Below are 22,354 nucleotides of genomic sequence, written 5' to 3' on the forward strand. Positions count from 1 at the left end.
CGGCGGCACGAACCCGCTGGCGCCGGTGCAGGGCGTCGTGAACCAGGTCGTCGGCACGCTGTCCGGCGCCGGCGGCAGCAGCCCGATCGCACCGATCACGAACCTGGTCAGCGGCCTGACCGGCGGCGGCAATCCGGCCGGCGCACTGACCGGCGCGTTCGGTTCGGTCACGGGCGCGCTCGGCAACGGTCCGGCTGCCCTCGGGCAGGCGGCCGGCGCGCTGTCGGGCGCGGCCGGTTCGACGGCGGCAGCGGGCGGCAGCCTGCTCGGCTCGGGCGCGAGCGCGGCGGGCAGCACGGCCGGCGCAGCCGGTGCGTTGTTGTCGACGGGCGGCAACGCGACGGCGACGGTCGTCAATGCGGTCGGCACGACGCTCGGCACGGCACTGGGTTCGACACCGGGCCTGTCGGTCACGCCGCACTCGGGCAACGGCTCGGCGAACAACCCGCTCGCCCCGGTGTCGACGCTGCTCCAGACCGTCACGGGCGCACTGCCGAAGTAACCGGCCGGAACGCGCGGCGGCGATTCATCGCATGCAGCGCGCAACGCGTCGTACCACGCGGCATGACAGCAATGTCATGCCGCGTTTTCTTTGGGTTCCGAAGCGTCTTAATCGGACGAATACGGGTGCCGTGCGGGGCGGCATGGAATAACCGGCCGCGCCAGTCCGTTTACCTACCGAGGCGCGGCACAGCCGGACAGCGGGATAATGACCACGACGAAGTCGACGTCCCGTTGGGCAGTGCCATGCCGCGCCGCCATGCCAAGGAGAACGGGAAATGAAGACGATGCTGTTCGCCATCGCGCTGACGACCGCGTTTGCGCGGCCCGCGGCCGCCGAGCCGCCGCAGGCCGGCGACGGGAAACTGGTCGACGAAGATCACATGACGCTGTACGTGTTCGATCACGACGCGCCGGGCAAGAGCACGTGCAGCGGCACGTGCGCGGCCAACTGGCCGCCGGCGCTCGCCGACGGATACGACAAGGCGGCGGGTGCCCTGAGCCTCGTCACGCGCGACGACGGCAAGAAGCAATGGGCGTACCGAGGCCGCCCGCTGTATCGCTGGAAGATGGACCACAAGGCCGGCGACACGGGCGGCGACGGGATCGGCGGCATGTGGCACGTCGCGCGTCCCTGAGGATCGACAGACTGACGGATTGACGGACGGTTCGACGGCGCGGCAACGCGCGAGGCATCCCGATGAGCTACGAATCGGACTTGCTGGTGTGGCTGCCGCATCTCACGCGGTATGCGCGCGCGCTGACGGGCGACCGGGCCTGGGCGGACGATCTCGTGCAGGACACGCTCGAGCGCGCGCTGAACCGTCCGCCGCGCGACACAGGCAACCTGCGCGCGTGGCTGCTGACGCTGCTGCGCCACCGCTTCATCGACCAGTTGCGCGCGCGGCACGAGATCGCGGTCGACGATGCGACCGCGCCGTGGCAGACGATGGCCGCGCCGGCCGACGAGGTCGGCGGTCTGCTGCTGCGCGACGTGCAGCGCGCGCTGTACCGGCTGCCCGTCGAGCAGCGCGAGGTGCTGCTGCTGGTCGCGCTCGAGGAGTTGAGCTACCGCGACGCCGCCCAGGTGCTCGGCGTGCCGGTGGGGACGGTGATGTCGCGGCTGTCGCGGGCGCGCGAACAGATGCGTGCGCTGCTGTCCGGCGAGCCGCCGGCGCACGGCGCCGCCACGCTACGGGTGATCGGGAAGACATGATGGACGACGATCCGCACAAACCTTCGAACGATCGGGACGACGGCGCCGCTGCGTCGGCCCAGCTGCTGTCGGCGCTGCTCGACGGCGAGCTGTCCGACGCGGAGCGCCGCGAGGTGCTCGAGCGCCTGCAGGCCGATCCGCGGGAAGCCGACCGGTTCGCGCATTACGGCGCGCAACGCGACGCGTTGCACGCACTGTTTCCGCTGCCGGCCGCCGCGCCGGCGTTGTTCGTGCAACGGCGCGCATCGCGCCGGCGCACGTTCGCCTATGCCTGCGCGGGCCTGGCGGCCGGGCTCGTGCTCGGCATCGCGCTGCACGCGGGCTGGACGACATTCGGCGTCGAGCCGGCGTTCGCGGCCCGCGCGGATGTCGCATATGCCGTGTACGCAGCCGATCGCGACCACCCGGTGGAAATCGACGCGCGCGATCCGGCGCGCCTGGCCGGATGGCTGTCCGCGCGGCTCGGCCGGACCGTGCGCGCACCGTCGCTCGACGAATACGGCTATGCGCTGCTGGGCGGCCGTCTGCTGCCGGGCGACGCGGGGCCGGCAGCGCAGCTGATGTACCAGCGTGCGGACGGCACGCGCGTGACGCTGTACCTGACGGCCTACGACGCACGACGCCTCGCGCCGCGGGCCAGGTCCGCCGACGGCCGCTACACGTATTTCTGGTCGGATCGCGGCATGGGTTATGCGCTGTCCGGTCGTGGCGACGAACGGCGCCTGCGCGAGATCGCGATCGAAGCGTGCGGGGCGCTCGGCGGGTCGACCGACGCGTGGAAGGGGTGACGCACGGGGCATCGGCAGGGAGAGCGGAAAATGAACACGAAGGCGGCGATGGCGAGGGTGGCGGCGGTGACGATACTTGCGGCGGGCGCGGGGCTCGCGCGGGCGGACGGCGACGCCGCGGTGCGCGTGCCGGTGGACGCCGACGGCGTGCAGCGGGTGACGATCGTCGGCGGCAGCTATTTCTTTCGGCCGAATCACGTGATCGTCCGCGCGCATGCGCCGGTCGAGCTGACCGTATCGTCCGAACCGGGCGTCGTGCCGCACAGTTTCGAAATCGACGCGCCGCAGGCCGGCATCGCGGTGCGCACCGAACTGGGCACGACGCCGCGTACGTTTCGCTTCACGCCGACGGCGTCGGGCCGCTTCGCCTACTATTGCACGCATCGGCTGCTGTTCCTGCGCAGCCATCGCGAGCGCGGAATGGAAGGCGTGCTCGACGTCGAGGCGGCGCCGTGATCGCCGCGTTGCTGGCCGCAAGCCTGATAGGAGCGAGCATGACAGCCGACCCCGTAACCGTCGCGCAGGCGCATTTCGATCACGTCCACTCGTATCGCGCGACGATCCGCTCGTCGGCGCGCAATGGCGAGCACGCCGAATTCCACTATGCGTACCTGAAACCGGGTTTCGTCCGGATGGACTTCGTGTCGCCGCATCATGGCGCGGTGCTCGCGTATGATCCCGGCGCCGGCAAGGTCCGGCTGCGCCCGTTCGGCGAACATGCGCTGCCCGCACTGACGATGTCGCCGTCGAATCCGCTGCTGCGCGACCGCAGCGGCCATCGGGTCGACCGGTCGGACGTCGGCGAGCTGCTGCGCAACGTGCATGCGCTGCAGCAGGGCGGCGCGACCGTGACCGAAGGCAAGGAAAGCATCGGCGGCCGGCCGGCGCTGCGCGTGTCGGTGACGGGCGCGCCGGCGCACGTGGTCGACGGCGTGCATCGCTACGAGCTGTGGCTCGACACCGAGGACGGCTTTCCGCTTAAGGTCGTCAGCTTCGCGGACGACGACGGCGCGCCGCTCGAAACGGTGACACTCGACGACGTCGAGATCGACGTCGCGTTTCCGGCCCGCTTTTTCGCGCCCTGATTTTCGCGCCCGATCAGGCGGCCGATTTCGCTTTCGATCCTGCTGTTGATCCCGATTCGCTTCGGAGGCTGCATGGCGGAATACCGGTTCTCGACGACGTGGCGCGTGGACGCGCCGCTCGCGGCGGTCTGGGACGCGATCTACCAGGTCGACCGCTGGCCCGACTGGTGGAAGAGCGCCGTGCGGACCGTCGAGATCGAGCGCGGCGACGCGCGCGGCGTCGGCGCGCTGCAGCGCTATACGTGGAAAGGCGCACTGCCGTACCGGCTCACTTTCGACATGCGTGTGCTGCGCGTCGAGCCGCCGCACGTGCTCGAAGGCCGTGCGAGCGGCGCGATCGAAGGCGACGGCCGCTGGTCGTTCTCGGGCGACGGGACACGCACCGTCGTGCGCTACGACTGGCACATCCGTACGCGCGAGCGCTGGATGAACTGGCTGGAGCCGGTCGCGCGGCCGCTGTTCATCTGGAATCACGACGTCGTGATGCGCGAAGGCGCGAAAGGGCTCGCGCGCCGGCTCGATGCGACGGTCGAGACCGACGGCCGGACGTTCCAGCCGGTCGCGGGCTGCCCCGACATGTGACGAGCGGGCGGGCGGCGATCCGTCGGCAGGCGATCCAGCGGCAGGCGATCCAGCGGCCGGCGACCCGCGTGCGGGGTGCCATTTGGCGCCCGAACAGCTTTTCCGACGTGGTGCCGGACGATCGCGGGAACTCGGTGCTTACCCCGTGTCAAATCGATGCAATGACCGGGATATCCCGTATCCCGGTCGCTGTCCCTGGCCGGAATTGTAGGCTATCGTGTTGTTTCAAAAGGACTTTGTCGATTTATTCCCCGTTTTTCCCGCTCCCCGCGGCGGGTGAAAAAACCTGCGCCGCTCCTTCTTGAATTTGTCAAAACCCGTCCATATAATTAGCACTCGCTGCACGAGAGTGCTAACAATTCTCTGCCGGGCGATAAGCCGGGCAGATTCCCTAAGCGTTCTTCAATCTCAGTCAAGAGAGGAGTGAATATGAACCTTCGTCCTTTGCACGATCGCGTGATCGTCAAGCGCCTGGATCAGGAAACCAAGACCGCCTCGGGCATCGTGATCCCCGAAGCAGCTGCTGAGAAGCCGGATCAAGGCGAGATCCTCGCGGTCGGCCCGGGCAAGCGTGACGACAAGGGCGCGCCGATCGCGCTCGACGTGAAGGTCGGCGATCGCGTCCTGTTCGGCAAGTACGCTGGTCAGACCGTCAAGGTCGACGGCCAGGAACTGCTGGTCATGCGCGAAGAAGACATCATGGCCGTGGTCAACGCGAAGTAAGCGTCCACTCGGTACATATTCCCAAGAATTCAAGGAGTTAGAAGATGGCAGCTAAAGACGTCGTATTCGGCGATTCCGCCCGTTCGAAGATGGTCGAAGGCGTGAACATTCTCGCCAACGCAGTCAAGGTCACGCTGGGTCCGAAGGGCCGCAACGTCGTGCTCGAGCGCAGCTTCGGCGGCCCGACGGTCACCAAGGACGGTGTGTCGGTCGCGAAGGAAATCGAGCTGAAGGACAAGCTCCAGAACATGGGCGCGCAAATGGTCAAGGAAGTGGCTTCCAAGACCAGCGACAACGCAGGCGACGGCACGACGACGGCAACCGTCCTCGCGCAATCGATCGTTCGCGAAGGCATGAAGTACGTCGCATCGGGCATGAACCCGATGGACCTGAAGCGCGGCATCGACAAGGCAGTCGCAGCGGCTGTCGAAGAGCTGAAGAAGATCAGCAAGCCGTGCACGACGAACAAGGAAATCGCACAGGTCGGCTCGATCTCGGCGAACAGCGACTCGTCGATCGGCGATCGCATCGCTGAAGCGATGGACAAGGTCGGCAAGGAAGGCGTGATCACCGTCGAAGACGGCAAGTCGCTCGCCGACGAACTCGACGTCGTCGAAGGCATGCAGTTCGACCGCGGCTACCTGTCGCCGTACTTCATCAACAACCCGGACAAGCAAGTCGCCGTCCTCGACAACCCGTTCGTGCTGCTGCACGACAAGAAGGTGTCGAACATCCGTGATCTGCTGCCGGTGCTCGAGCAAGTCGCGAAGGCTGGCCGTCCGCTGCTGATCATCGCAGAAGACGTCGAAGGCGAAGCACTCGCAACGCTGGTCGTCAACAACATCCGCGGCATCCTGAAGACCGTTGCGGTCAAGGCGCCGGGCTTCGGCGATCGCCGCAAGGCCATGCTGGAAGACATCGCGATCCTGACCGGCGGTCAAGTCGTCGCGGAAGAAACCGGCCTGACGCTCGAGAAGGCAACGCTGGCAGAACTGGGCCAGGCGAAGCGCATCGAAGTGGGCAAGGAAAACACGACGATCATCGACGGCGCAGGCGAAGCCGTGAACATCGAAGCGCGCGTCAAGCAAGTTCGCACGCAAATCGAAGAAGCGACGTCGGACTACGACCGTGAAAAGCTGCAAGAGCGCGTGGCCAAGCTGGCCGGCGGCGTTGCAGTGATCAAGGTCGGTGCTGCGACCGAAGTCGAAATGAAGGAAAAGAAGGCACGTGTCGAAGACGCACTGCACGCAACGCGCGCGGCTGTGGAAGAAGGCATCGTGGCAGGCGGCGGCGTTGCGCTGATCCGCGCTCGCACCGCGATCGCAGGCCTGACCGGCGCGAACGCCGACCAGAACGCCGGCATCAAGATCGTGCTGCGCGCGATGGAAGAGCCGCTGCGCCAGATCGTCACGAACGGTGGCGAAGAAGCGAGCGTCGTCGTGGCGGCAGTGGCTGCAGGCAATGGCAACTACGGCTACAACGCAGCAACGGGCGAGTACGTCGACATGGTTGAAGCCGGCGTCGTCGACCCGACCAAGGTCACGCGCACCGCACTGCAGAACGCAGCTTCGGTTGCTGGCCTGCTGCTGACGACGGACGCAGCTGTCGCAGAACTGCCGAAGGAAGATGCACCGATGCCGGGCGGCATGCCGGGCGGCATGGGCGGCATGGGCATGGACATGTAATCGACTTCGGTCGATGGTGTCCGGAACGCGCAGCGATGCGCGTTCCAGCCAAAAGAAAAGACCCGCAGCGATGCGGGTCTTTTTTTATGTGCGCGCGGATGCGATCGGGATCAGAAGCCCGGCAGGTAGCACGAAGCGTCGTCGTCTTCATCGTGAAGGCCGTAGCTGCACGCGAACGGGTCGTGCCAGCCGTTGTGGCGGCCGTTGTAGAGATAGACCGTGGTGCCGTTCGACGCCCATGTCAGTGACGCGGTCCCGCTGGAATAAACGCGCCACGTTCCCGAACTGCCGTCCGGGAACGAAACGGTGCCGCTCGAATGGCAGGGCGAGTAGTAATCGTGGGCCACGAACTTACCGTCGATCGGCGCCGCTCTGGAAAAGAACCGCTTCAACTGGGCGACAGTCGGCGTGAAGTTGCTGCATGCGTCTCTTGCCCGCGCATCGTTCGGATCCGACGTCTGGCCGGATTGCTCGACTGTCACGGCGCTTACCCCTCTGGCCTGGCAGATGACGATCGGGACGCACAAGGCAACCGCGGCGACGCATCTGGTGAAATTCATGGCGTCATTCCCACCGTGCCGTGCTCGCTTCGGTGGCGTTCTTGCGCCCGACCTCCGGGTGCCGATAGACCTCGCTCATCTCGACGTTCAACGTCTCGGACAATTCGCGGACCAGCCACTGGAGCGATGAATTTTGTTCGGTTGTGACGCTTTCATAGACCGGTTCCCCAGTTTTCTCGTCGGGATAGTACATGCCGACGAGCTCAATTCCGATTGCATCGGAGTTGGACGGATAGCGGTCCGGAAACGCTTTCCGGGATTCATGACGATGGAATGCCGCTGGGCCGGCCCGGTACGCACGCGTTGCCGTTGCGAGGCCCGTGGTCGAGCACTTGAGTGTGACGATGCAACGTGACTGCAATTTGCCGACATGATTGGTGATTCTGTTCAAGGAGGCTGTCTGATAGATGGTGCCGTCCTTGTCGATCAGGAAATGGGCGCCGTTCGGAACGTGCGCGGTGTTGCCATAGCTATTGAAAGTGCTGGAGACGGTGGCGCCGCCGGTTTGATGGACGACGATTCCGTTCACGTGTGCCATCGGCCCTCGTTCGATGGACGAATATATTTTGACGATCACGCGTTCGGCGTCGACATGGCCTTGCTTGGAAATGAAGAGCATGACTGGCTCCGCTCCTCAGGTCGCTTTGCCGGTTTTGATGTCGTATCCAGCTGCGACCGTTCCGCTACTCCCGCCTCGGGCGTTCTGAACGACATACTCCTGCCGGATGCGGGCGAATGAGAGTTGGACCTCCTCTCGCGGCCGTGCCATGTTCAAATTGGCGACCGAATGGATTCGCGTGACCAGTACGTCGTCTAGCGTGATCTTCAGGTATTCGAGCGGCGTGCCGCCGGCGTTGCGCGCTACCAGAACGGCGCTGTCGATGTGATTTCCTTTCAGGCAATGCAGCATGAGGACCGGCGATGCTCGATCGACATAATGCTCGATGGTCAGATCGTTGGCCGCGCACTTGCCGCCAATGCCGCGTGTCCCTGAGCGCGTGATAGATGGCTGGTCGGCGGACCAATCCCACGCCAATACCTCGATCTCGTCAGGGTGAGAGGCATCTCGAGATTCGCCTTTGATGCCGGTCAATTTCAGGAAAATGTCCTGCGCCATCGCATCTCCTTCGCATCGGTCACATTGAATGAAATGAACCCTAGCATTGCGCTTGGCGGCCAATCTATTGGACCGGTTCGATTTTCGGCGAGCTTGGAAGTTGAAACGTACGAAGTCAGGTCATCGGCCAGCCAAGAGTCGATACGAGTGGGGTCGACACGAATGCGGATTCGGCTGCGGTGACTGAAGGGGCGTGATTGCGCGGACCGATGGATCGGATCTCAGGCTGCACGGAGGGGCGAAGGTTGGAAGGGTGTCGCGCCAAGCCGGCGGTCGTTGTCACTGTATCGTATGCGTCAGCGTCGATGTGCCGATACGGGATGGGCACTGCTGGGACGGCGGGAAGGACGGCCGGCGTTCGATCGCTCAAACGCCGGCGCGTCCCTGCCGCGACTCAATGCCGGTGCGACGTCCTCGGCACCGCATCGGCCTTCACGGCCGGCGGCGTGTCCGCATCGTCGTTGCTGCGCGCCCAGAAGAACCGGTCGGGCAGGTGCGCGCCCATGCCGGGCCGGAACGCGTCGCGCACGGCCTGGTACAGGTATTCCTGCGCTTCGCGCACCGCTTCGGGCGGCTCCTGGCCGTTCGCGAGTAATGCGGCGATCGCCGCGCCGAGCGTGTCGGTGATGCCCATCAGCCGGTGCGGCGAGCGATCCCACATGTCTTCGCGGAGCTGGCCTTCCTCGCCATACAGCGTATTGACGAGCCGGTGCGAGCCCATTTCCGACGACAGGATGTATTCGCAGCCCTGCGACAGCAGGTGCGACACGGCCGCGTCGAGGTTCGGCGCCTCGGCGTCGCCGTCCGGCTGCGCGAGCGCGATCAGCGTTGCATGGTCGGCGACGAGCAGCGTCGTCTGCGGTGCGAGCAGGTCGGCGATCGATTCGCGCAGGTCGTCGGCGGCGAGCACGTGCTCGTCGTCGAGCGTGAAGTCCGGTGCGAGCACGAGCGGCACGCCGTCGTAGTCGGCGACCACTTCGGCGATCGCGCTGACGACTTCCGCGCGCGTGGCCGCGCCGATCTTGAACGCGGCGACCGGCATGTCCTCGAGCAGCATGCGCGCCTGGGCGGCGACGACATCGGGATCGAGGCCGGTCACTTCGTCGCAGGCGGCCGAGTCGCGCACGGTATAGCCCGTCAGGACGGACACGCCGTGACAGCCCATGCTCGCCAGGGTCATCAGATCGGCTTGGAGGCCGGAGCCGCCGGTGGGATCGGACAGGCCGAAGGTGAGGACGATCGGAGGGGCGTTGCTGGACATGTAAAAATGGGGCAAGAAAAAACGGGGAAGCGACGGAACTGCGGACGGCGAGGCGAATGGGGGCGTTTTCGGCCCTGTGTTGCCCGGCAGGCCGCACTTTGCAGCCATTATGCGGCGGAATCCGGCCCGCACGACGGATTTTTTAGCGCAGCGCAACGTAGTCGCCGTCCTCCAGCGCGATTGCTAGGCAGTCCGGCCCCGACACGGTACCATCATGGCTCCCGAATTTACCGACTTTCCCGACGCGGCTTAAGATGGAATACAAGAGCTGGATGTGCCTGATTTGTGGCTGGATTTATGACGAAGAAGCCGGGCTGCCCGAAGAGGGCATCGCCCCGGGCACGCGCTGGGAAGACGTCCCGATCAACTGGACGTGCCCCGAATGCGGCGCTCGCAAGGAAGACTTCGAGATGGTCCAGATCTGACCGGACCCTTGGCCCACGGACACACGGCTCCAGCCTCGCGATTGCCCGGCGCTTGCGCGCCGCGGCCGGCGCGAGCGACTTGACGATGACAGGCGCGCGTGTCCATGACGTCCGATCCGGCGAACGTTCCCCCTCCTGACGCACTGCCCAACCCGCGCGGCGGCGCCGTGCCGGCAGCCGACGCGTGGCTCGCGGCGGCCGCCGACGCATTCATGCGTCGCGACGACGCGGCCGCGCCGCTGTCGGCTGCTGCCGCCGTGCTCGCGGAGGCCGGCTGGCTGCCGGCCGCCCGCTTCGCGGGGCAACTGGCCGCCGCGGCGCCGCTCGTCGGCGCCGAACCGGGTTTCGCCGCCTGGCGCATCGCGCTGGACGATTTCCGCGCGGCGGTCGGGCGCCACAATCTGCGCGAGCTGGCCTGCTCGCCGGTGCTGTTCGACCATTTCCGTGCGCTGCGCGCGCAAAGCGCGGCCGACCTGCACGCGAGCGTGCCGCTCGACGTGCTCGCGCTCGTCGGGCGCGCGGTGCCGCCGGCGACGCTGCGCGCGTTGCCCGACGCGTTCGCGAGCCGCGCCCGGGCGCGCTACGAGGAGGCGTTGCTCGGCGTGCTGCGCGCGCCGAACGGCACGTCCGACGCGGCGCTCGACGAACTCGATGCGACCCTGACCGCGCTCGCCGACGGCGTTCCGTACGACTTCTGGCGGCTCGCCGCCGCGTGCCTGCGCGCACTGCGCGCAAGCGCCGCCCCCGAGCTGAAGCGCTTCCTCGCGCGGACCAACCTGCTGCTCCGTGACCACGCGCAGGGCCTGCGCCATGCGCCGCCGGCGCTCGTGCGCGAGACGGTTGCGCTGCTCTGGCGCGATTTCGCGCTGTTCGGCGCGGCCGCCGAGGATGTCGCGCTCGTCGACGTGCTGCACGACTACGGCCTGACCGTCGACTGGCACGTCGCCGGCACGCCTGCGTCCGAGGCGCTGTGGGAAGCCGGCGCCGCACGGGCGGAGCATGACGCGGTCGCGGTGGCGCCGACCCGCATGCTCGGTGTCGTGACCGTCAACGCGCACGCCTATGAGGATTTCCTGCAGACCGCCGACGCGTCGATGGCCGATCTCGCGATCCATCCCGCGGCTGCCGACCCGGGGGCCGCATGGCGCGCGTCGGCCGCCGCCTATCGGGTCGGGACCGCCGCGTGCGCGCTCGGGCTCGGCCACGCGGCGCTGCTGGCCGACACGCTTGGCCTCGCGTGGCGCCGTGCCGCGCATGGCGAGCCGCTCGCCTGCGGCGGCGTCGACGCGCACGGCCGCGCGTCCGACGTGCTGCGCGGCGCGCTGCTGAAGATCGCCGCGGGGATGGCGCCGCCGGACCTCACCGCGGCGTCCGAAGCACTCGGCGCGGCGCTCGGCCGGACCTGACGCGCAGCAGCGCGCGTACGCGGCGGCAGCCCTTGCCGCACGGGCCGGCAACAGGCTGCCGACAGCGCCCGCGCGCGTGTTAGAGTGCCGTGTAATCCGCGCGCGTCGTTGCCAGCGTCGCGCGGCGTTGCTTGTCGTTGCTTGTTGATCGCGACCCGGTCAGGTCGCGGCGTCTTTGCTAAAATTCAAACCATGTCAAAGCCTTCCGATCGCATCAATCTCACCAACCAGTTCCTGATCGCCATGCCGAACATGGCGGATCCGACGTTTTCAGGAACGGTGGTCTATCTTTGCGATCACAGCGAGCGCGGTGCGCTCGGCCTCGTCATCAATCGTCCCACCGACATCGACCTCGAATCGCTGTTCAACCGCATCGACCTGAAGCTCGACATCGAGCCGCTGCTGCACATTCCCGTGTACTTCGGCGGCCCGGTGCAGACCGAGCGCGGCTTCGTGCTGCACGAGCCGGTCGAGGGCGCGAACTACAACTCGTCGATGTCGGTCGAGGGCGGGCTCGAGATGACGACGTCGAAGGACGTGCTCGAGGCGGTCGCGACGGGCACCGGCCCGAAACGCTTCCTGTTGACGCTCGGCCATGCAGGCTGGGGCGCCGGGCAGCTCGAGGAAGAAATTTCCCGCAACGGCTGGCTGACGGTCGCCGCCGATCCGCGCATCGTGTTCGACACGCCGGCCGAGGAACGCTTCGAGGCCGCGCTCGGACTGCTCGGCGTCAGCTCGTCGATGCTGTCCGGCGAAGCAGGGCACGCATGAGTGGCGCGAGCGCGCGCGATGCGACGCTCCTGGCGTTCGACTACGGCGAGAAGCGGATCGGGGTCGCAATCGGCAATGCGCTGACGCGCTCGGCCCGTGCCCTCGTCGTGATTCCCAACCTGAACCGCGAGCACCGCTTCAAGGCGGTCGGCGAGTTGCTGGCCGAATGGCGGCCGGACGCGCTCGTCGTCGGCCTGCCGATGCATCCGGACGGCACGCCGCACGAGATGACGCAGCAGGCGAAGCGCTTCGGCAACCAGTTGAACGGCCGCTTCGGGTTGCCGGTCACGTGGGTCGACGAGCGCTATTCGTCGGTCGAGGCCGAGGCCGGGCTGCGCGAGCGCAACGTGCGCGGCCGCGCCCGCGCCGAAATCCTCGATGCCGAGGCCGCGCGCGTGATCCTTCAACAGTATCTCGATCAATTGTCCGAACATGAGCCCCATTGACGCCGACGCGCTCTACCGCGTCCTGCTCGACCAGATCCGCGACGCGTACGGCACGGCCTTCGCCGAGCCGGGCGGCCCGCGGCTCGCCGGCATCTACAGCGGCGGCGCGTGGCTGGCCGAGCGCCTCGCGCGCGATCTCGGCGCGCCGGCGTTCGGCGTCGTGAACGTCGCACTGCATCGCGACGACTACGCGAAGAAGGGGCTGCACAGCCAGGCCAGCCCGACCGCGCTGCCGTTCGACGTCGACGGCGCGCGCATCGTGCTCGTCGACGACGTGCTGTACACCGGCCGCACCGTGCGCGCCGCGCTCAACGAACTGTTCGACTACGGCCGTCCGGCCGCCGTCGAACTTGCGGTGCTTGCCGATCGCGGCGGCCGCGAGCTGCCGGTCGCCGCGCGCTTCGCGGGCGGCACGCTCGACGTGCCGGCCGATGCGACGCTCGTGCTCGCGCGCGACGAAGCCGCGCAGCTCACGCTGCATGTCGAGGCCCACGGCGCCTGAGCGAACCGCGCAACCGTATCCCGGGCCGCCGGTTCGCGCCGCGGCCCGTTTGCATAGTTGGAATCACGCACACCATGACCACCGACACCACTGGCCGCACCGGCAATCCCGCTGCGGCCGCGAGCCCCGAGCGATTCCGCTACGGTTTCCTGAAGGGCAACCCGCAGCTCACGAAAAACGGCGAGCTCAAACACCTGCTGTCGATCGAGGGCCTGCCGCGCTCGATCGTCAACCACATCCTCGATACGGCCGAGCAGTTCGTCAGCGTGACGGACCGCGAGGTGAAGAAGGTGCCGCTGTTGCGCGGCAAGTCGGTGTTCAACCTGTTCTTCGAGAACTCGACGCGCACGCGCACCACCTTCGAGATCGCCGCGACGCGCCTGTCGGCCGACGTGCTGAACCTGAACATCAATGCGTCGTCGACGAGCAAGGGCGAGTCGCTGCTCGACACGATCAACAACCTGTCGGCGATGCATGCCGACCTGTTCGTCGTGCGCCATGCATCGAGCGGCGCGCCGTACCTGATCGCCGAGCATTGCGCGCCGCACGTGCACGTGATCAATGCAGGCGACGGCCGCCACGCGCACCCGACGCAGGGCCTGCTCGACATGTACACGATCCGTCACTACAAGCGCGACTTCACGAAACTGCGCGTGGCGATCGTCGGCGACATCCTGCATTCGCGCGTCGCGCGCTCCGACATCCATGCGCTCACCACGCTCGGCGTGCCGGAGGTGCGGGCGATCGGGCCGCGCACGCTGCTGCCGGGCGGCCTCGAGCAGATGGGCGTGAAGGTGTTCCACAACCTCGACGAAGGGCTCAAGGGCGTCGACGTGATCATCATGCTGCGCCTGCAGAACGAGCGGATGAGCGGCGCGCTGCTGCCGTCCGCGCAGGAGTACTTCAAGACCTGGGGCCTGACGCCCGAGCGCCTCGCGCTCGCCGCGCCCGACGCGATCGTGATGCATCCGGGCCCGATGAACCGCGGCGTCGAGATCGACTCGCAGGTCGCGGACGGTCCGCAGTCGGTGATCCTCAACCAGGTCACGTTCGGCATCGCCGTGCGGATGGCGGTGATGGGCATCGTCGCCGGCAACAGCGACTGAGCCCGCATTCGCGCATCCTGATCCAGGCACTCAACGCAATCAACGCATTCAACACAGCGCATGAAGATTCATATCCAAGGCGGCACGCTGATCGACCCGGTCGCCGGCACCGAGCGGCAGGCCGACGTATTCGTCGCGGACGGCAAGATCGCCGCGTTCGGCACCGCGCCGGCCGGTTTCAACGCGGAGAAGACCATCGACGCGTCGGGCCTGATCGTCGCCCCCGGCCTCGTCGACCTGTGCGCGCGGCTGCGCGAGCCCGGCTACGAGCACAAGGCGACGCTCGCGTCCGAGATGGCCGCGGCCGTCGCCGGCGGCGTCACGACCCTCGTGTGCCCGCCCGACACCGACCCCGTGCTCGATGAGCCCGGCCTCGTCGAGATGCTCAAGTTCCGCGCGCGCAACCTGCACCAGGCGAACGTTCATCCGCTCGGCGCGCTCACTGTCGGCCTGAAGGGCGAAGTGATCACCGAGATGGTTGCGCTGACCGAATCCGGCTGCGTCGGCTTCACGCACGCGAACGTGCCGGTGCGCGACACGCAGGTGCTGCTGCGCGCGCTGCAGTACGCGAGCACCTACGGCTACACGACGTGGCTGCGTCCGCTCGACGCGTTCATCGGGCGCGGCGGCGTCGCCGCGAGCGGCCCGCTCGCGTCGCGGCTCGGGCTCTCCGGCGTGCCGGTCGCGGCCGAGACGATCGCGCTGCACACGATCTTCGAACTGATGCGCGTGACTGGCGCGCGCGTGCACCTCGCGCGGCTGTCGTCAGCGGCCGGCCTCGCGCTCGTGCGTGAAGCGAAGGCGGAAGGGCTGCCCGTGACGTGCGACGTCGGCGTGAACCATCTGCACCTGATCGACGTCGACATCGGCTACTTCGATTCGCAGTTCCGGCTCGATCCGCCGCTGCGCAGCGAGCGCGATCGTGAAGCGATCCGCGTGGCGCTCGCCGACGGCACGATCGACGCGATCTGCTCCGACCACACGCCGGTCGACGACGACGAGAAACTGCTGCCGTTCGGCGAAGCGACGCCCGGTGCGACGGGGCTCGAGCTGCTGCTGTCGCTGACGGTGAAGTGGGCCGACGAAACCAATACGCCGCTCGCGCAGGCGCTGCGCCGCATCACGGCCGCGCCGGCCGACGTGCTGCAATTGCCGGCAGGCCGCCTGACCGAAGGCGGTGCGGCCGACCTGTGCGTGTTCGACCCGCGTGCGCACTGGCGCGTCGAGCCGCGCGCGCTGAAGAGCCAGGGCCACAACTCGCCGTTCCTCGGCTACGAACTGCCGGCCTGCGTGCGCACGACGCTCGTGGCCGGGCAGGTCGCGTTCGAGCGTCACTGAACCACGCCGGATCCTCGCCATGACCGCTCTTCGCAAGCTGCGTCTCGTTTTTCATCTGCTGCGCGGCATGGCAATCGTCGCGCTGCGCTTTTCGCATGTCACATCCGCGCGCCGCGCCGAGATGACGCGGCGCTGGTCGATCAAGATGCTGCGGATCTGCGGGATGCGCCTCGTCGTGCACAACGACGGCGCGCGGCTCGACGCAAGCGCGCTCGTGGTCGGCAATCACGTGTCGTGGCTCGACATCTACGCAATCAACGCGTGGCGGCCGACGCCGTTCGTGTCGAAGGCCGAGGTGCGGCAGTGGCCGGTCGTCGGCTGGCTCGCCGAGAAGCTCGACACCGTGTTCCTGCAGCGCGAGAAGCGTACCGAGGCGATGCGGATCATGCACGAGATGGCCGAGCGTCTGCGCAACGGCGGGCTGATGTGCGTATTTCCGGAAGGCACGACGTCGGACGGGCAGGCGCTGCTGCCGTTTCACGCGAACCTGTTCCAGGCCGCGGTGTCGGCCGGCTGTGCGGTGCAGCCGGTGTGCCTGATGTATGAGGACGCGCAAGGGCGCCAGTCGGTCGCGCCGGCCTACACGGGCGACCTGTCGCTCGGGAAGTCGCTCGACATGGTGCTGCGCGGCGGCCCGCTCGTCGCGCACCTTTACGTGTGCGAGCCGATCGCGCCGGGCGGCGATCGCCGCGCCACCTCCGCGGCGGCGCGCGACGCGATCGCGGCCGCCCTGGCAGCGATGCAGGTGAAGGTCGGCAAGCCGTCGCCGCAGGCGCTCGCGGAGCTCGAGAAGCATGCGTATCCGGCCACCGAAGTGGGTGCCGGCGCGGCGAGCGATGCGGCGGCCGAGGAGCCGGTGCCGGGGCGGGAGGGGTGAGGTTTCATTCCGCACGTGCGCGATGCGTGCGGGCCGTGCAGGCTATTCGCCGCCGGCCGTGCGGCAGGCTTCGCACTGCACCTGCGTGACCGTGCGCTGTGCCGGGTCGGCCGTCAGTCGCACGGCCGACAACTGATTTCCCCATACGCATCCCGAATCGAGCGCGATCACGTTGTCGCGCAGCATCAGGCCGAGCGCGGCCCAATGGCCGAATACGAGCGTCACGTTTTCCGTGCGGCGCGCCGGTACGTCGAACCACGGCAGGTAGCCGGGCGGCGCGCTGTCGGGGCCGCCGTTGGTCTTGAACTCCATCACGCCGTCGGGCGTGCAGAACCGCAGGCGCGTGAACGCGTTGAACGCGACGCGCATGCGGTCGCGTTTTTTCAGGTTCGGACTCCATTGGTTCGGTTCGTTGCCATACAGGCCTTGAAGCGTGTCGCGCCAGTCGGGGGCGCGCAGCGCGCGCTGGAGTTCGTCTGCGAGTTCGAGCGCGAGCGTGGTGTCCCACTGCGGCAGAACGCCCGCGTGTACCAGCAGCATGTCGTTTTCGAAGTGCGCGAACGGGCGGTGACGGACCCAGTCGAGCAGGGCTTCGGCATCGGGGGCGTCAAGGATCTCGCCGATGGTGTCGCCCGGGCGCTCGGTGCGGATGCCGGCCGAGACGGCGAGCAGGTGCAGGTCGTGGTTGCCGAGGATTGCCGTCACGCGCGGGCCGAGGTCGACCAGCGTGCGTAGCGCGGCGAGGGAGCCCGGGCCGCGGTTCACGATGTCGCCGGCGATCCATAGCGGGGTGTCGGCGGAGGCTGAAAGCTTTTCGAGCAATGTCTGGAAAGCTGAATGACAGCCTTGGATGTCGCCGATGGCGATGGGGGGCTCGGTCATGAAGTCAGGTGCGTTGTCGAGGAGGTTGAAGTCGTGACGGGCGCAAGCGGCGAGGCCACGGCGATGCGTCGATTGCGATCTCATGATAATCGACTGTCGGGTGCGCGTAATGAAGCGTCGGCACGGTCGGCGCAGCGGCGGTTTGCCGGTTGTGCGATTTTTACAGTCTTCGCGGACCAGTAAGGATGATCCGGTAAAATTTCGGCCCGGACGTGACGGCGATTTGCACTGGCAAGTTGACAGCGGGCGGTACCATCCGGTGCCCGCCGCGTACTACTAGAGAGACTCTCATGATTCTGATTACGGGCGGTGCGGGATTTATCGGTGCCAACTTCGTGCTCGACTGGCTGAATCAATCCGACGAAGCCGTGCTCAACGTCGACAAGCTCACCTATGCGGGCAATCTCCGCACGCTGCAATCCGTCGAAAAGAATCCCGCGCACGTGTTCGCGCGCGTCGATATTTGCGATCGCGAAGCACTCGATGCGCTGTTCGCGGACGCGAAGCCGCGCGCCGTCCTGCATTTCGCGGCGGAAAGCCACGTCGATCGCTCGATTCACGGGCCGGCCGATTTCGTGCAAACCAACGTCGTCGGCACGTTCACGCTGCTCGAAGCGGCGCGCACATACTGGAGCGGTCTCGGCGATGCCGACAAGGCGGCCTTCCGGTTCCTGCACGTGTCGACCGACGAGGTGTTCGGCTCGCTGTCGGCCACCGATCCGCAATTCTCCGAAACGACGCCCTATGCGCCGAACAGCCCGTATTCGGCCACGAAGGCGGGTTCGGATCATCTCGTACGCGCCTATCATCATACCTACGGCCTGCCGACGCTCACCACGAATTGCTCGAACAACTACGGCCCGTATCAGTTTCCCGAGAAACTGATCCCGCTGATGATTGCGAACGCGCTCGCCGGCAAGCCGCTGCCCGTGTACGGCGACGGCCTGAACGTGCGCGACTGGCTGTACGTCGGCGACCATTGCAGTGCGATCCGCGAAGTGCTCGCACGCGGCGTGCCCGGGGAAACCTACAATATCGGCGGCTGGAACGAAAAGACGAATCTCGAAGTCGTGCACACGCTGTGCGACCTGCTCGATCGTGCCCGACCGAAGGCGGTCGGCTCGTACCGCGACCAGATCACGTACGTGAAGGACCGTCCAGGCCACGATCGCCGCTATGCGATCGACGCGCGCAAGCTCGAGCGTGAACTCGGCTGGCGTCCCGCCGAAACGTTCGAGACCGGGCTTGCCCGCACGGTGCAGTGGTACCTCGATCACCAGCAATGGGTCGACGAAGTCGCGTCGGGCGAATATCGAAAGTGGGTCGAAACCAATTACGCGGAACGAAACTGAGAGCTCACCCCATGGCACGCAAAGGCATCATTCTCGCCGGCGGTTCCGGCACACGGTTGTACCCGGTCACGCATGTCGTATCGAAGCAGTTGCTGCCCGTCTACGACAAGCCGATGATCTACTATCCGCTGTCGACGTTGATGGTCGCGGGCATCCGTGACGTGCTGATCATTTCCACGCCGCAGGATACGCCGCGCTTCGAGGCGATGCTCGGCGATGGCAGCCAGTGGGGAATGAATATTCAGTACGCGGTTCAGCCGTCGCCGGACGGTCTCGCGCAGGCATTCCTGATCGGCTGCGATTTCGTCGGCAACGATCCGTCGGCGCTGATCCTCGGCGACAACATCTTCTACGGGCACGATCTCGCGAAGCAGCTCGAACGTGCCGATGCACGCGACACGGGCGCGACCGTGTTCGCCTATCACGTGCACGATCCCGAACGCTATGGCGTGGTCGAATTCGACCAGTCGTTCCGCGCGTTGTCGATTGAAGAGAAGCCGGCGAAGCCGCGCTCGAGCTATGCGGTTACGGGCCTGTACTTCTACGATAACCGCGTGTGCGACATCGCGGCCGACATCAAGCCGTCGGCGCGCGGCGAGCTGGAAATCACCGACGTCAATTCGCGCTATCTTGCGGATGGGTCGCTCAACGTCGAGATCATGGGGCGCGGCTATGCGTGGCTCGACACCGGCACGCACGATTCGCTGATCGAGGCGGCGAGCTTCATCGCCACGCTTCAGAAGCGGCAGGGGCTGGTCGTCGCGTGCCCGGAGGAAATTGCGTATCGCCGCCGCTGGATCGATGCGGAGCAGGTGCTGAAGCTCGCGCAGCCGCTGGCGAAAAACGCATATGGGCAGTATCTCAAGAACATCCTGACGGACCAGGTCGCATGGCTATCCAAGTAACCGCAACCGCATTGCCCGAAGTCAAGCTCATCGAGCCGAAAGTGTTCGGCGATGCGCGGGGATTCTTTTACGAGAGCTTCAACGCACGCGAATTCGCCGAGCATGTCGAGGCCGGTGTCGACTTCGTTCAGGATAACCACTCGCGTTCGGCGAAGGGGGTGCTGCGCGGGCTGCACTACCAGATCGAGCATGCGCAGGGGAAGCTCGTGCGCGTGGTCGACGGCGAGGTGTTTGACGTCGCGGTCGACCTTCGCCGCAGCTCGCCCAACTTCGGCAAGTGGGCGGGCGTCGTGCTGACCGGTGACAATCATCGCCAGCTGTGGGTGCCGCCGGGCTTTGCGCACGGCTTCGTCGTGCTGTCCGACACTGCGCAGTTTCTCTACAAGACGACCGATTACTGGTACCCGGAACACGAGCGGTGCCTGTTGTGGAACGATCCCGCGCTCGGCATCGATTGGCGCTGCGACGGCGAACCGCAACTGGCGGCGAAGGATGCGGCCGGCAAGCGGCTGGCCGATGCCGACGTGTACGAGTGAGGGCGAGCCGGAGCGATACGATGCAACGCAAACCCACCATTCTCGTGACGGGCACCGGCGGCCAGGTCGGCTTCGCGCTGTTGCGCCATCTGCAGGGCCTCGGCGAGATCGTCGGGCTCGACCGGACGGCGCTCGATCTCGGGCGTCCGGACCGGATCCGGGAGGTTGTGCACACGATCCGCCCGACGCTGATCGTCAATCCCGCCGCCCATACAGCCGTCGACATCGCCGAGCGCGAGCGCGATCTCGCGATGGCGATCAACGCGGATGCGCCGCGCGTGCTCGCCGAAGCGGCCGAACAGGTCGGTGCCGCGCTGATTCATTATTCGACGGACTACGTGTTCGACGGGATGAAGGCCGAGCCCTATGTCGAGACTGATGCGACGAACCCGCTGAACGTCTACGGCCGGTCGAAGGTGGCGGGCGAGCAGGGCATCGCGGCGGTCGGCGGACGTCACCTGATCCTGCGCACGAGCTGGGTCTACAGCGCGCGAGGGCGCAACTTCCTGACGACGATGCTGCGTCTGGCGAAGGAACGGGACGAATTGAACATCGTAGCGGACCAGTTCGGCGCTCCAACGTGGTCCGAGACGATCGCGGCGCTGACGGCGCACATCGTTGCGCAGGCGCTTGCAGCGGACGACGCCGACGCGTGGTGGCGCCGGCACGGCGGGCTCTATCACATGACGGCGGCGGGGGCCGCCTCGTGGTACGAATTCGCAACGGCCATCTTCGAGCAGGCACGCGTGGAACGCGTGCCGACGGTCTTGCCGATTCCGGCCTCGGCCTATCCGACGCCCGCGTCGAGACCGGTCAATTCGCGCCTGGCGAACGACCGCTTCGCGCGGGCATTCGGCCTCGCGGCGCCGCAATGGCGCGATGCATTGCGCCTCTGCCTGGACGGCATGGACGGCTGACGACGGCTCAGGCGTGCCGCCGCTCCCGCAACACGCGCTCGTAGATCTCGACGTAGCCGTCGACCATCTTGTCCGCGGTGAAGCGCGCTTCGTAGCGTTGCCGTGCGGCTGCGCCGAACCGGGCCGCGAGCGCCGCATCGTTCGATAGCGTGTCGAGCGCATTGCGCAGCGCAGGCGTGTCGCCGAGCGGGACGACCAACCCCGTCTCGCCGTCCACGTTGACGAACGACGTGCCGGTCCCGATTTCCATCGACACCATCGGCTTGCCGAACATCGACGCCTCGAGCAGCGAGATCCCGAACGCCTCGGAGCGCAGATGCGACGGGAAGACGAGCGCCTCGCAGAGCTCGAGCAGCGCGATCTTGTCTTCGTCGGGCGATGCGCCGGTAAACAGCAATTGGCCCTCGACGCCGAGCCTGCGCGCCTGCGCCTTCAGTTCCTGCTCCATCGGGCCGGCACCGACGATCACGACGCGGTGGCCGGTACCGTGCAACGCGTCGAGCAGCAGGTGCAGCCCCTTGTAGTAGCGCAGGTTGCCGACGAACAGGAAGAACTTGCCGCCAACTTCGCGCCGCCAGCGCGCGAGCGTCGCCTCGGTCGCACGCGGATAAGCGGCTTCGTCGATGCCGATCGGCACGACGTCCACCTTGTCGCGGAAGCGCTGCAGCACCGGGCTCGTGGCGACGTAATTCGGCGACGTCGCGACAATGCGCGTGACCGAGTCGAGGAAGCGCAGCATCAGCGGCCGATACACCTTCAGCAGGTTCTTCTGCCGGATGATGTCCGAATGATAGGTGACGACCGACGGCTTGCCGGTACCTGCGCTCAGATGGACCATGTCCGCGAACGGCCATGGGAAATGGTAGTGCACGATATCGGCGTCGCGCACCAGCTCCCGGTACAGGCGAAACGCCGACACGGAGAACGGCGACGACGCGATATCGATCGTGACCTTCGCGCGGTGGTGCAGGTGACTGCCGAGATCGACCGTCGACGTGTTGCGGCTGACGGTCAGCACGTCGCTGCGGATGCCGCGTGCGGCGACGCCGTCGCAGATGTGCCAGATCATCTGCTCGACGCCGCCCATCGAGTCGGGTTTATACGTTTTGTAGAAGTGCAGGACGCGCATTGCGGGTCGGTAGGTCCGGTTAGTCTGCTGCAAGCATCCAGCTCAGCGTCGAACGCAGATCGATCGGCGCGATGTCCGGCACGGCGGCCCGCAGCTTGTCCGGCACGCCGGTCAGCATCTTGACCTCGTTCGCACGAACGAACGCCGGGTTGACCTCGACGCTGAGGTCATGTCCCGAGATCTCGCGGCACATGTCGACGATGTCGGTCAGCGAATGCGCGATGCCGCTGCACACGTTCACGGT

At 66.9% G+C, this 22,354-nt stretch carries 26 protein-coding genes and 2 pseudogenes; 21 read left to right on the top strand and 7 right to left on the bottom strand.

Annotated features, from left to right (window positions below; all coding sequences use genetic code 11):
• The 9 genes and pseudogenes from C7H84_RS35110 to groL form a co-directional block, all read left to right on the top strand.
• Nucleotides 1–502 (top strand): annotated as a pseudogene (locus C7H84_RS35110) (hypothetical protein); the annotation flags it as partial.
• 277 nt (nucleotides 503–779) lie between these two features.
• On the top strand, nucleotides 780–1,139 hold the full coding sequence (locus C7H84_RS35115; RefSeq protein ID WP_121863079.1) for a hypothetical protein: 360 nt from the start codon (nucleotides 780–782) through the stop codon (nucleotides 1,137–1,139).
• A gap of 62 nt (nucleotides 1,140–1,201) precedes the next feature.
• Entirely contained in the window at nucleotides 1,202–1,717 is a 516-nt protein-coding gene (locus C7H84_RS35120) for a sigma-70 family RNA polymerase sigma factor (RefSeq protein ID WP_121863080.1), read from the top strand.
• Complete coding sequence (locus C7H84_RS35125; protein WP_121863081.1) at nucleotides 1,717–2,505, top strand: anti-sigma factor; 789 nt, start codon at nucleotides 1,717–1,719, stop codon at nucleotides 2,503–2,505. Before C7H84_RS35120 ends, C7H84_RS35125 begins: the two co-directional genes overlap by 1 nt.
• A 48-nt stretch (nucleotides 2,506–2,553) precedes the next feature.
• Nucleotides 2,554–2,961, top strand: coding sequence for a quinol oxidase (locus tag C7H84_RS35130; protein ID WP_121863100.1), 408 nt, complete (start codon nucleotides 2,554–2,556; stop codon nucleotides 2,959–2,961).
• Nucleotides 2,958–3,590 (top strand): DUF1571 domain-containing protein, encoded by a 633-nt coding sequence (locus C7H84_RS35135; protein ID WP_121863082.1) that lies wholly within the window; start codon nucleotides 2,958–2,960, stop codon nucleotides 3,588–3,590. The genes C7H84_RS35130 and C7H84_RS35135 overlap by 4 nt, the downstream gene beginning before the upstream one ends.
• A gap of 72 nt (nucleotides 3,591–3,662) precedes the next feature.
• A complete protein-coding gene (locus C7H84_RS35140; RefSeq protein WP_121863083.1) occupies nucleotides 3,663–4,172 on the top strand; it encodes an SRPBCC family protein in 510 nt (169 codons plus the stop codon).
• Nucleotides 4,173–4,601: 429 nt separating this feature from the next.
• The gene (locus tag C7H84_RS35145) at nucleotides 4,602–4,895 is read left to right on the top strand and encodes a co-chaperone GroES (protein ID WP_011544732.1); all 294 of its coding nucleotides are present in this window, start codon (nucleotides 4,602–4,604) and stop codon (nucleotides 4,893–4,895) included.
• A gap of 44 nt (nucleotides 4,896–4,939) precedes the next feature.
• Complete coding sequence (gene groL / locus C7H84_RS35150; protein WP_121863084.1) at nucleotides 4,940–6,580, top strand: chaperonin GroEL; 1,641 nt, start codon at nucleotides 4,940–4,942, stop codon at nucleotides 6,578–6,580.
• Nucleotides 6,581–6,690: 110 nt separating this feature from the next.
• On the opposite strand, the gene C7H84_RS35155 is transcribed toward groL, so the two are convergent.
• From C7H84_RS35155 to C7H84_RS35170, 4 genes are all read right to left on the bottom strand, one after another.
• Nucleotides 6,691–7,140: a hypothetical protein gene (locus tag C7H84_RS35155; protein ID WP_121863085.1), complete on the bottom strand. Its 450-nt coding sequence runs from the start codon at nucleotides 7,138–7,140 to the stop codon at nucleotides 6,691–6,693.
• A gap of 4 nt (nucleotides 7,141–7,144) precedes the next feature.
• A complete protein-coding gene (locus C7H84_RS35160; protein ID WP_121863086.1) occupies nucleotides 7,145–7,759 on the bottom strand; it encodes an N-acetylmuramoyl-L-alanine amidase in 615 nt (204 codons plus the stop codon).
• Between the two features lie 15 nt (nucleotides 7,760–7,774).
• Nucleotides 7,775–8,257 carry a type VI secretion system tube protein Hcp gene (locus C7H84_RS35165; protein ID WP_121863087.1) on the bottom strand — a complete coding sequence of 161 codons (483 nt, stop codon included), beginning with the start codon at nucleotides 8,255–8,257 and terminating at the stop codon, nucleotides 7,775–7,777.
• Between the two features lie 394 nt (nucleotides 8,258–8,651).
• Complete coding sequence (locus tag C7H84_RS35170) at nucleotides 8,652–9,518, bottom strand: hydroxymethylpyrimidine/phosphomethylpyrimidine kinase (RefSeq protein ID WP_121863088.1); 867 nt, start codon at nucleotides 9,516–9,518, stop codon at nucleotides 8,652–8,654.
• Between the two features lie 254 nt (nucleotides 9,519–9,772).
• Here C7H84_RS35170 and C7H84_RS35175 point away from each other — a divergent pair, with 254 nt between their 5' ends.
• The 8 genes from C7H84_RS35175 to C7H84_RS35210 all read left to right on the top strand — a co-directional run bounded on the left by C7H84_RS35175 (nucleotide 9,773) and on the right by C7H84_RS35210 (nucleotide 16,389).
• Complete coding sequence (locus C7H84_RS35175) at nucleotides 9,773–9,943, top strand: rubredoxin (protein WP_004186709.1); 171 nt, start codon at nucleotides 9,773–9,775, stop codon at nucleotides 9,941–9,943.
• Between the two features lie 104 nt (nucleotides 9,944–10,047).
• Entirely contained in the window at nucleotides 10,048–11,349 is a 1,302-nt protein-coding gene (locus C7H84_RS35180; protein ID WP_121863089.1) for a hypothetical protein, read from the top strand.
• Nucleotides 11,350–11,541: 192 nt separating this feature from the next.
• Complete coding sequence (locus C7H84_RS35185) at nucleotides 11,542–12,120, top strand: YqgE/AlgH family protein (RefSeq protein WP_006751106.1); 579 nt, start codon at nucleotides 11,542–11,544, stop codon at nucleotides 12,118–12,120.
• Nucleotides 12,117–12,566, top strand: a complete 450-nt coding sequence (gene ruvX / locus C7H84_RS35190; RefSeq protein ID WP_121863090.1) for a Holliday junction resolvase RuvX — start codon at nucleotides 12,117–12,119, stop codon at nucleotides 12,564–12,566. Before C7H84_RS35185 ends, ruvX begins: the two co-directional genes overlap by 4 nt.
• On the top strand, nucleotides 12,553–13,068 hold the full coding sequence (pyrR, locus tag C7H84_RS35195) for a bifunctional pyr operon transcriptional regulator/uracil phosphoribosyltransferase PyrR (protein ID WP_121863091.1): 516 nt from the start codon (nucleotides 12,553–12,555) through the stop codon (nucleotides 13,066–13,068). The genes ruvX and pyrR overlap by 14 nt, the downstream gene beginning before the upstream one ends.
• Before the next feature lie 74 nt (nucleotides 13,069–13,142).
• Nucleotides 13,143–14,174 (top strand): aspartate carbamoyltransferase catalytic subunit, encoded by a 1,032-nt coding sequence (locus tag C7H84_RS35200; protein WP_044846292.1) that lies wholly within the window; start codon nucleotides 13,143–13,145, stop codon nucleotides 14,172–14,174.
• A 60-nt stretch (nucleotides 14,175–14,234) separates the two neighbouring features.
• A complete protein-coding gene (locus tag C7H84_RS35205; RefSeq protein ID WP_121863092.1) occupies nucleotides 14,235–15,512 on the top strand; it encodes a dihydroorotase in 1,278 nt (425 codons plus the stop codon).
• A 19-nt stretch (nucleotides 15,513–15,531) separates the two neighbouring features.
• A complete protein-coding gene (locus C7H84_RS35210) occupies nucleotides 15,532–16,389 on the top strand; it encodes a lysophospholipid acyltransferase family protein (RefSeq protein WP_121863093.1) in 858 nt (285 codons plus the stop codon).
• Nucleotides 16,390–16,431: 42 nt separating this feature from the next.
• Here the strand turns inward: C7H84_RS35210 and C7H84_RS35215 are convergent, their stop codons facing one another.
• Nucleotides 16,432–17,271, bottom strand: a complete 840-nt coding sequence (locus C7H84_RS35215) for a symmetrical bis(5'-nucleosyl)-tetraphosphatase (protein WP_121863094.1) — start codon at nucleotides 17,269–17,271, stop codon at nucleotides 16,432–16,434.
• Between the two features lie 290 nt (nucleotides 17,272–17,561).
• Between C7H84_RS35215 and rfbB the strand changes: the two genes are divergently transcribed.
• Genes rfbB through rfbD form a run of 4 tightly spaced genes read left to right on the top strand, consistent with a single transcriptional unit; the run spans nucleotide 17,562 to nucleotide 20,981 of the window.
• Nucleotides 17,562–18,623 (top strand): dTDP-glucose 4,6-dehydratase, encoded by a 1,062-nt coding sequence (rfbB, locus tag C7H84_RS35220; RefSeq protein ID WP_121863095.1) that lies wholly within the window; start codon nucleotides 17,562–17,564, stop codon nucleotides 18,621–18,623.
• 11 nt (nucleotides 18,624–18,634) lie between these two features.
• On the top strand, nucleotides 18,635–19,528 hold the full coding sequence (gene rfbA, locus C7H84_RS35225; protein WP_121863096.1) for a glucose-1-phosphate thymidylyltransferase RfbA: 894 nt from the start codon (nucleotides 18,635–18,637) through the stop codon (nucleotides 19,526–19,528).
• Nucleotides 19,513–20,064: a dTDP-4-dehydrorhamnose 3,5-epimerase gene (gene rfbC, locus C7H84_RS35230; protein WP_121863097.1), complete on the top strand. Its 552-nt coding sequence runs from the start codon at nucleotides 19,513–19,515 to the stop codon at nucleotides 20,062–20,064. Before rfbA ends, rfbC begins: the two co-directional genes overlap by 16 nt.
• Nucleotides 20,065–20,084: 20 nt before the next feature.
• Nucleotides 20,085–20,981, top strand: a complete 897-nt coding sequence (gene rfbD, locus C7H84_RS35235; protein ID WP_121863098.1) for a dTDP-4-dehydrorhamnose reductase — start codon at nucleotides 20,085–20,087, stop codon at nucleotides 20,979–20,981.
• Nucleotides 20,982–20,988: 7 nt separating this feature from the next.
• On the opposite strand, the gene C7H84_RS35240 is transcribed toward rfbD, so the two are convergent.
• Together C7H84_RS35240 and C7H84_RS35245 are read right to left on the bottom strand one after the other, a co-directional pair.
• Nucleotides 20,989–22,110, bottom strand: a complete 1,122-nt coding sequence (locus tag C7H84_RS35240; protein ID WP_121863099.1) for a glycosyltransferase — start codon at nucleotides 22,108–22,110, stop codon at nucleotides 20,989–20,991.
• 19 nt (nucleotides 22,111–22,129) lie between these two features.
• Nucleotides 22,130–22,354 (bottom strand): annotated as a pseudogene (locus C7H84_RS35245) (GDP-mannose 4,6 dehydratase); the annotation flags it as partial.

It is taken from the genome of Burkholderia sp. Nafp2/4-1b (assembly GCF_003635165.1).
Lineage (GTDB): Bacteria > Pseudomonadota > Gammaproteobacteria > Burkholderiales > Burkholderiaceae > Burkholderia.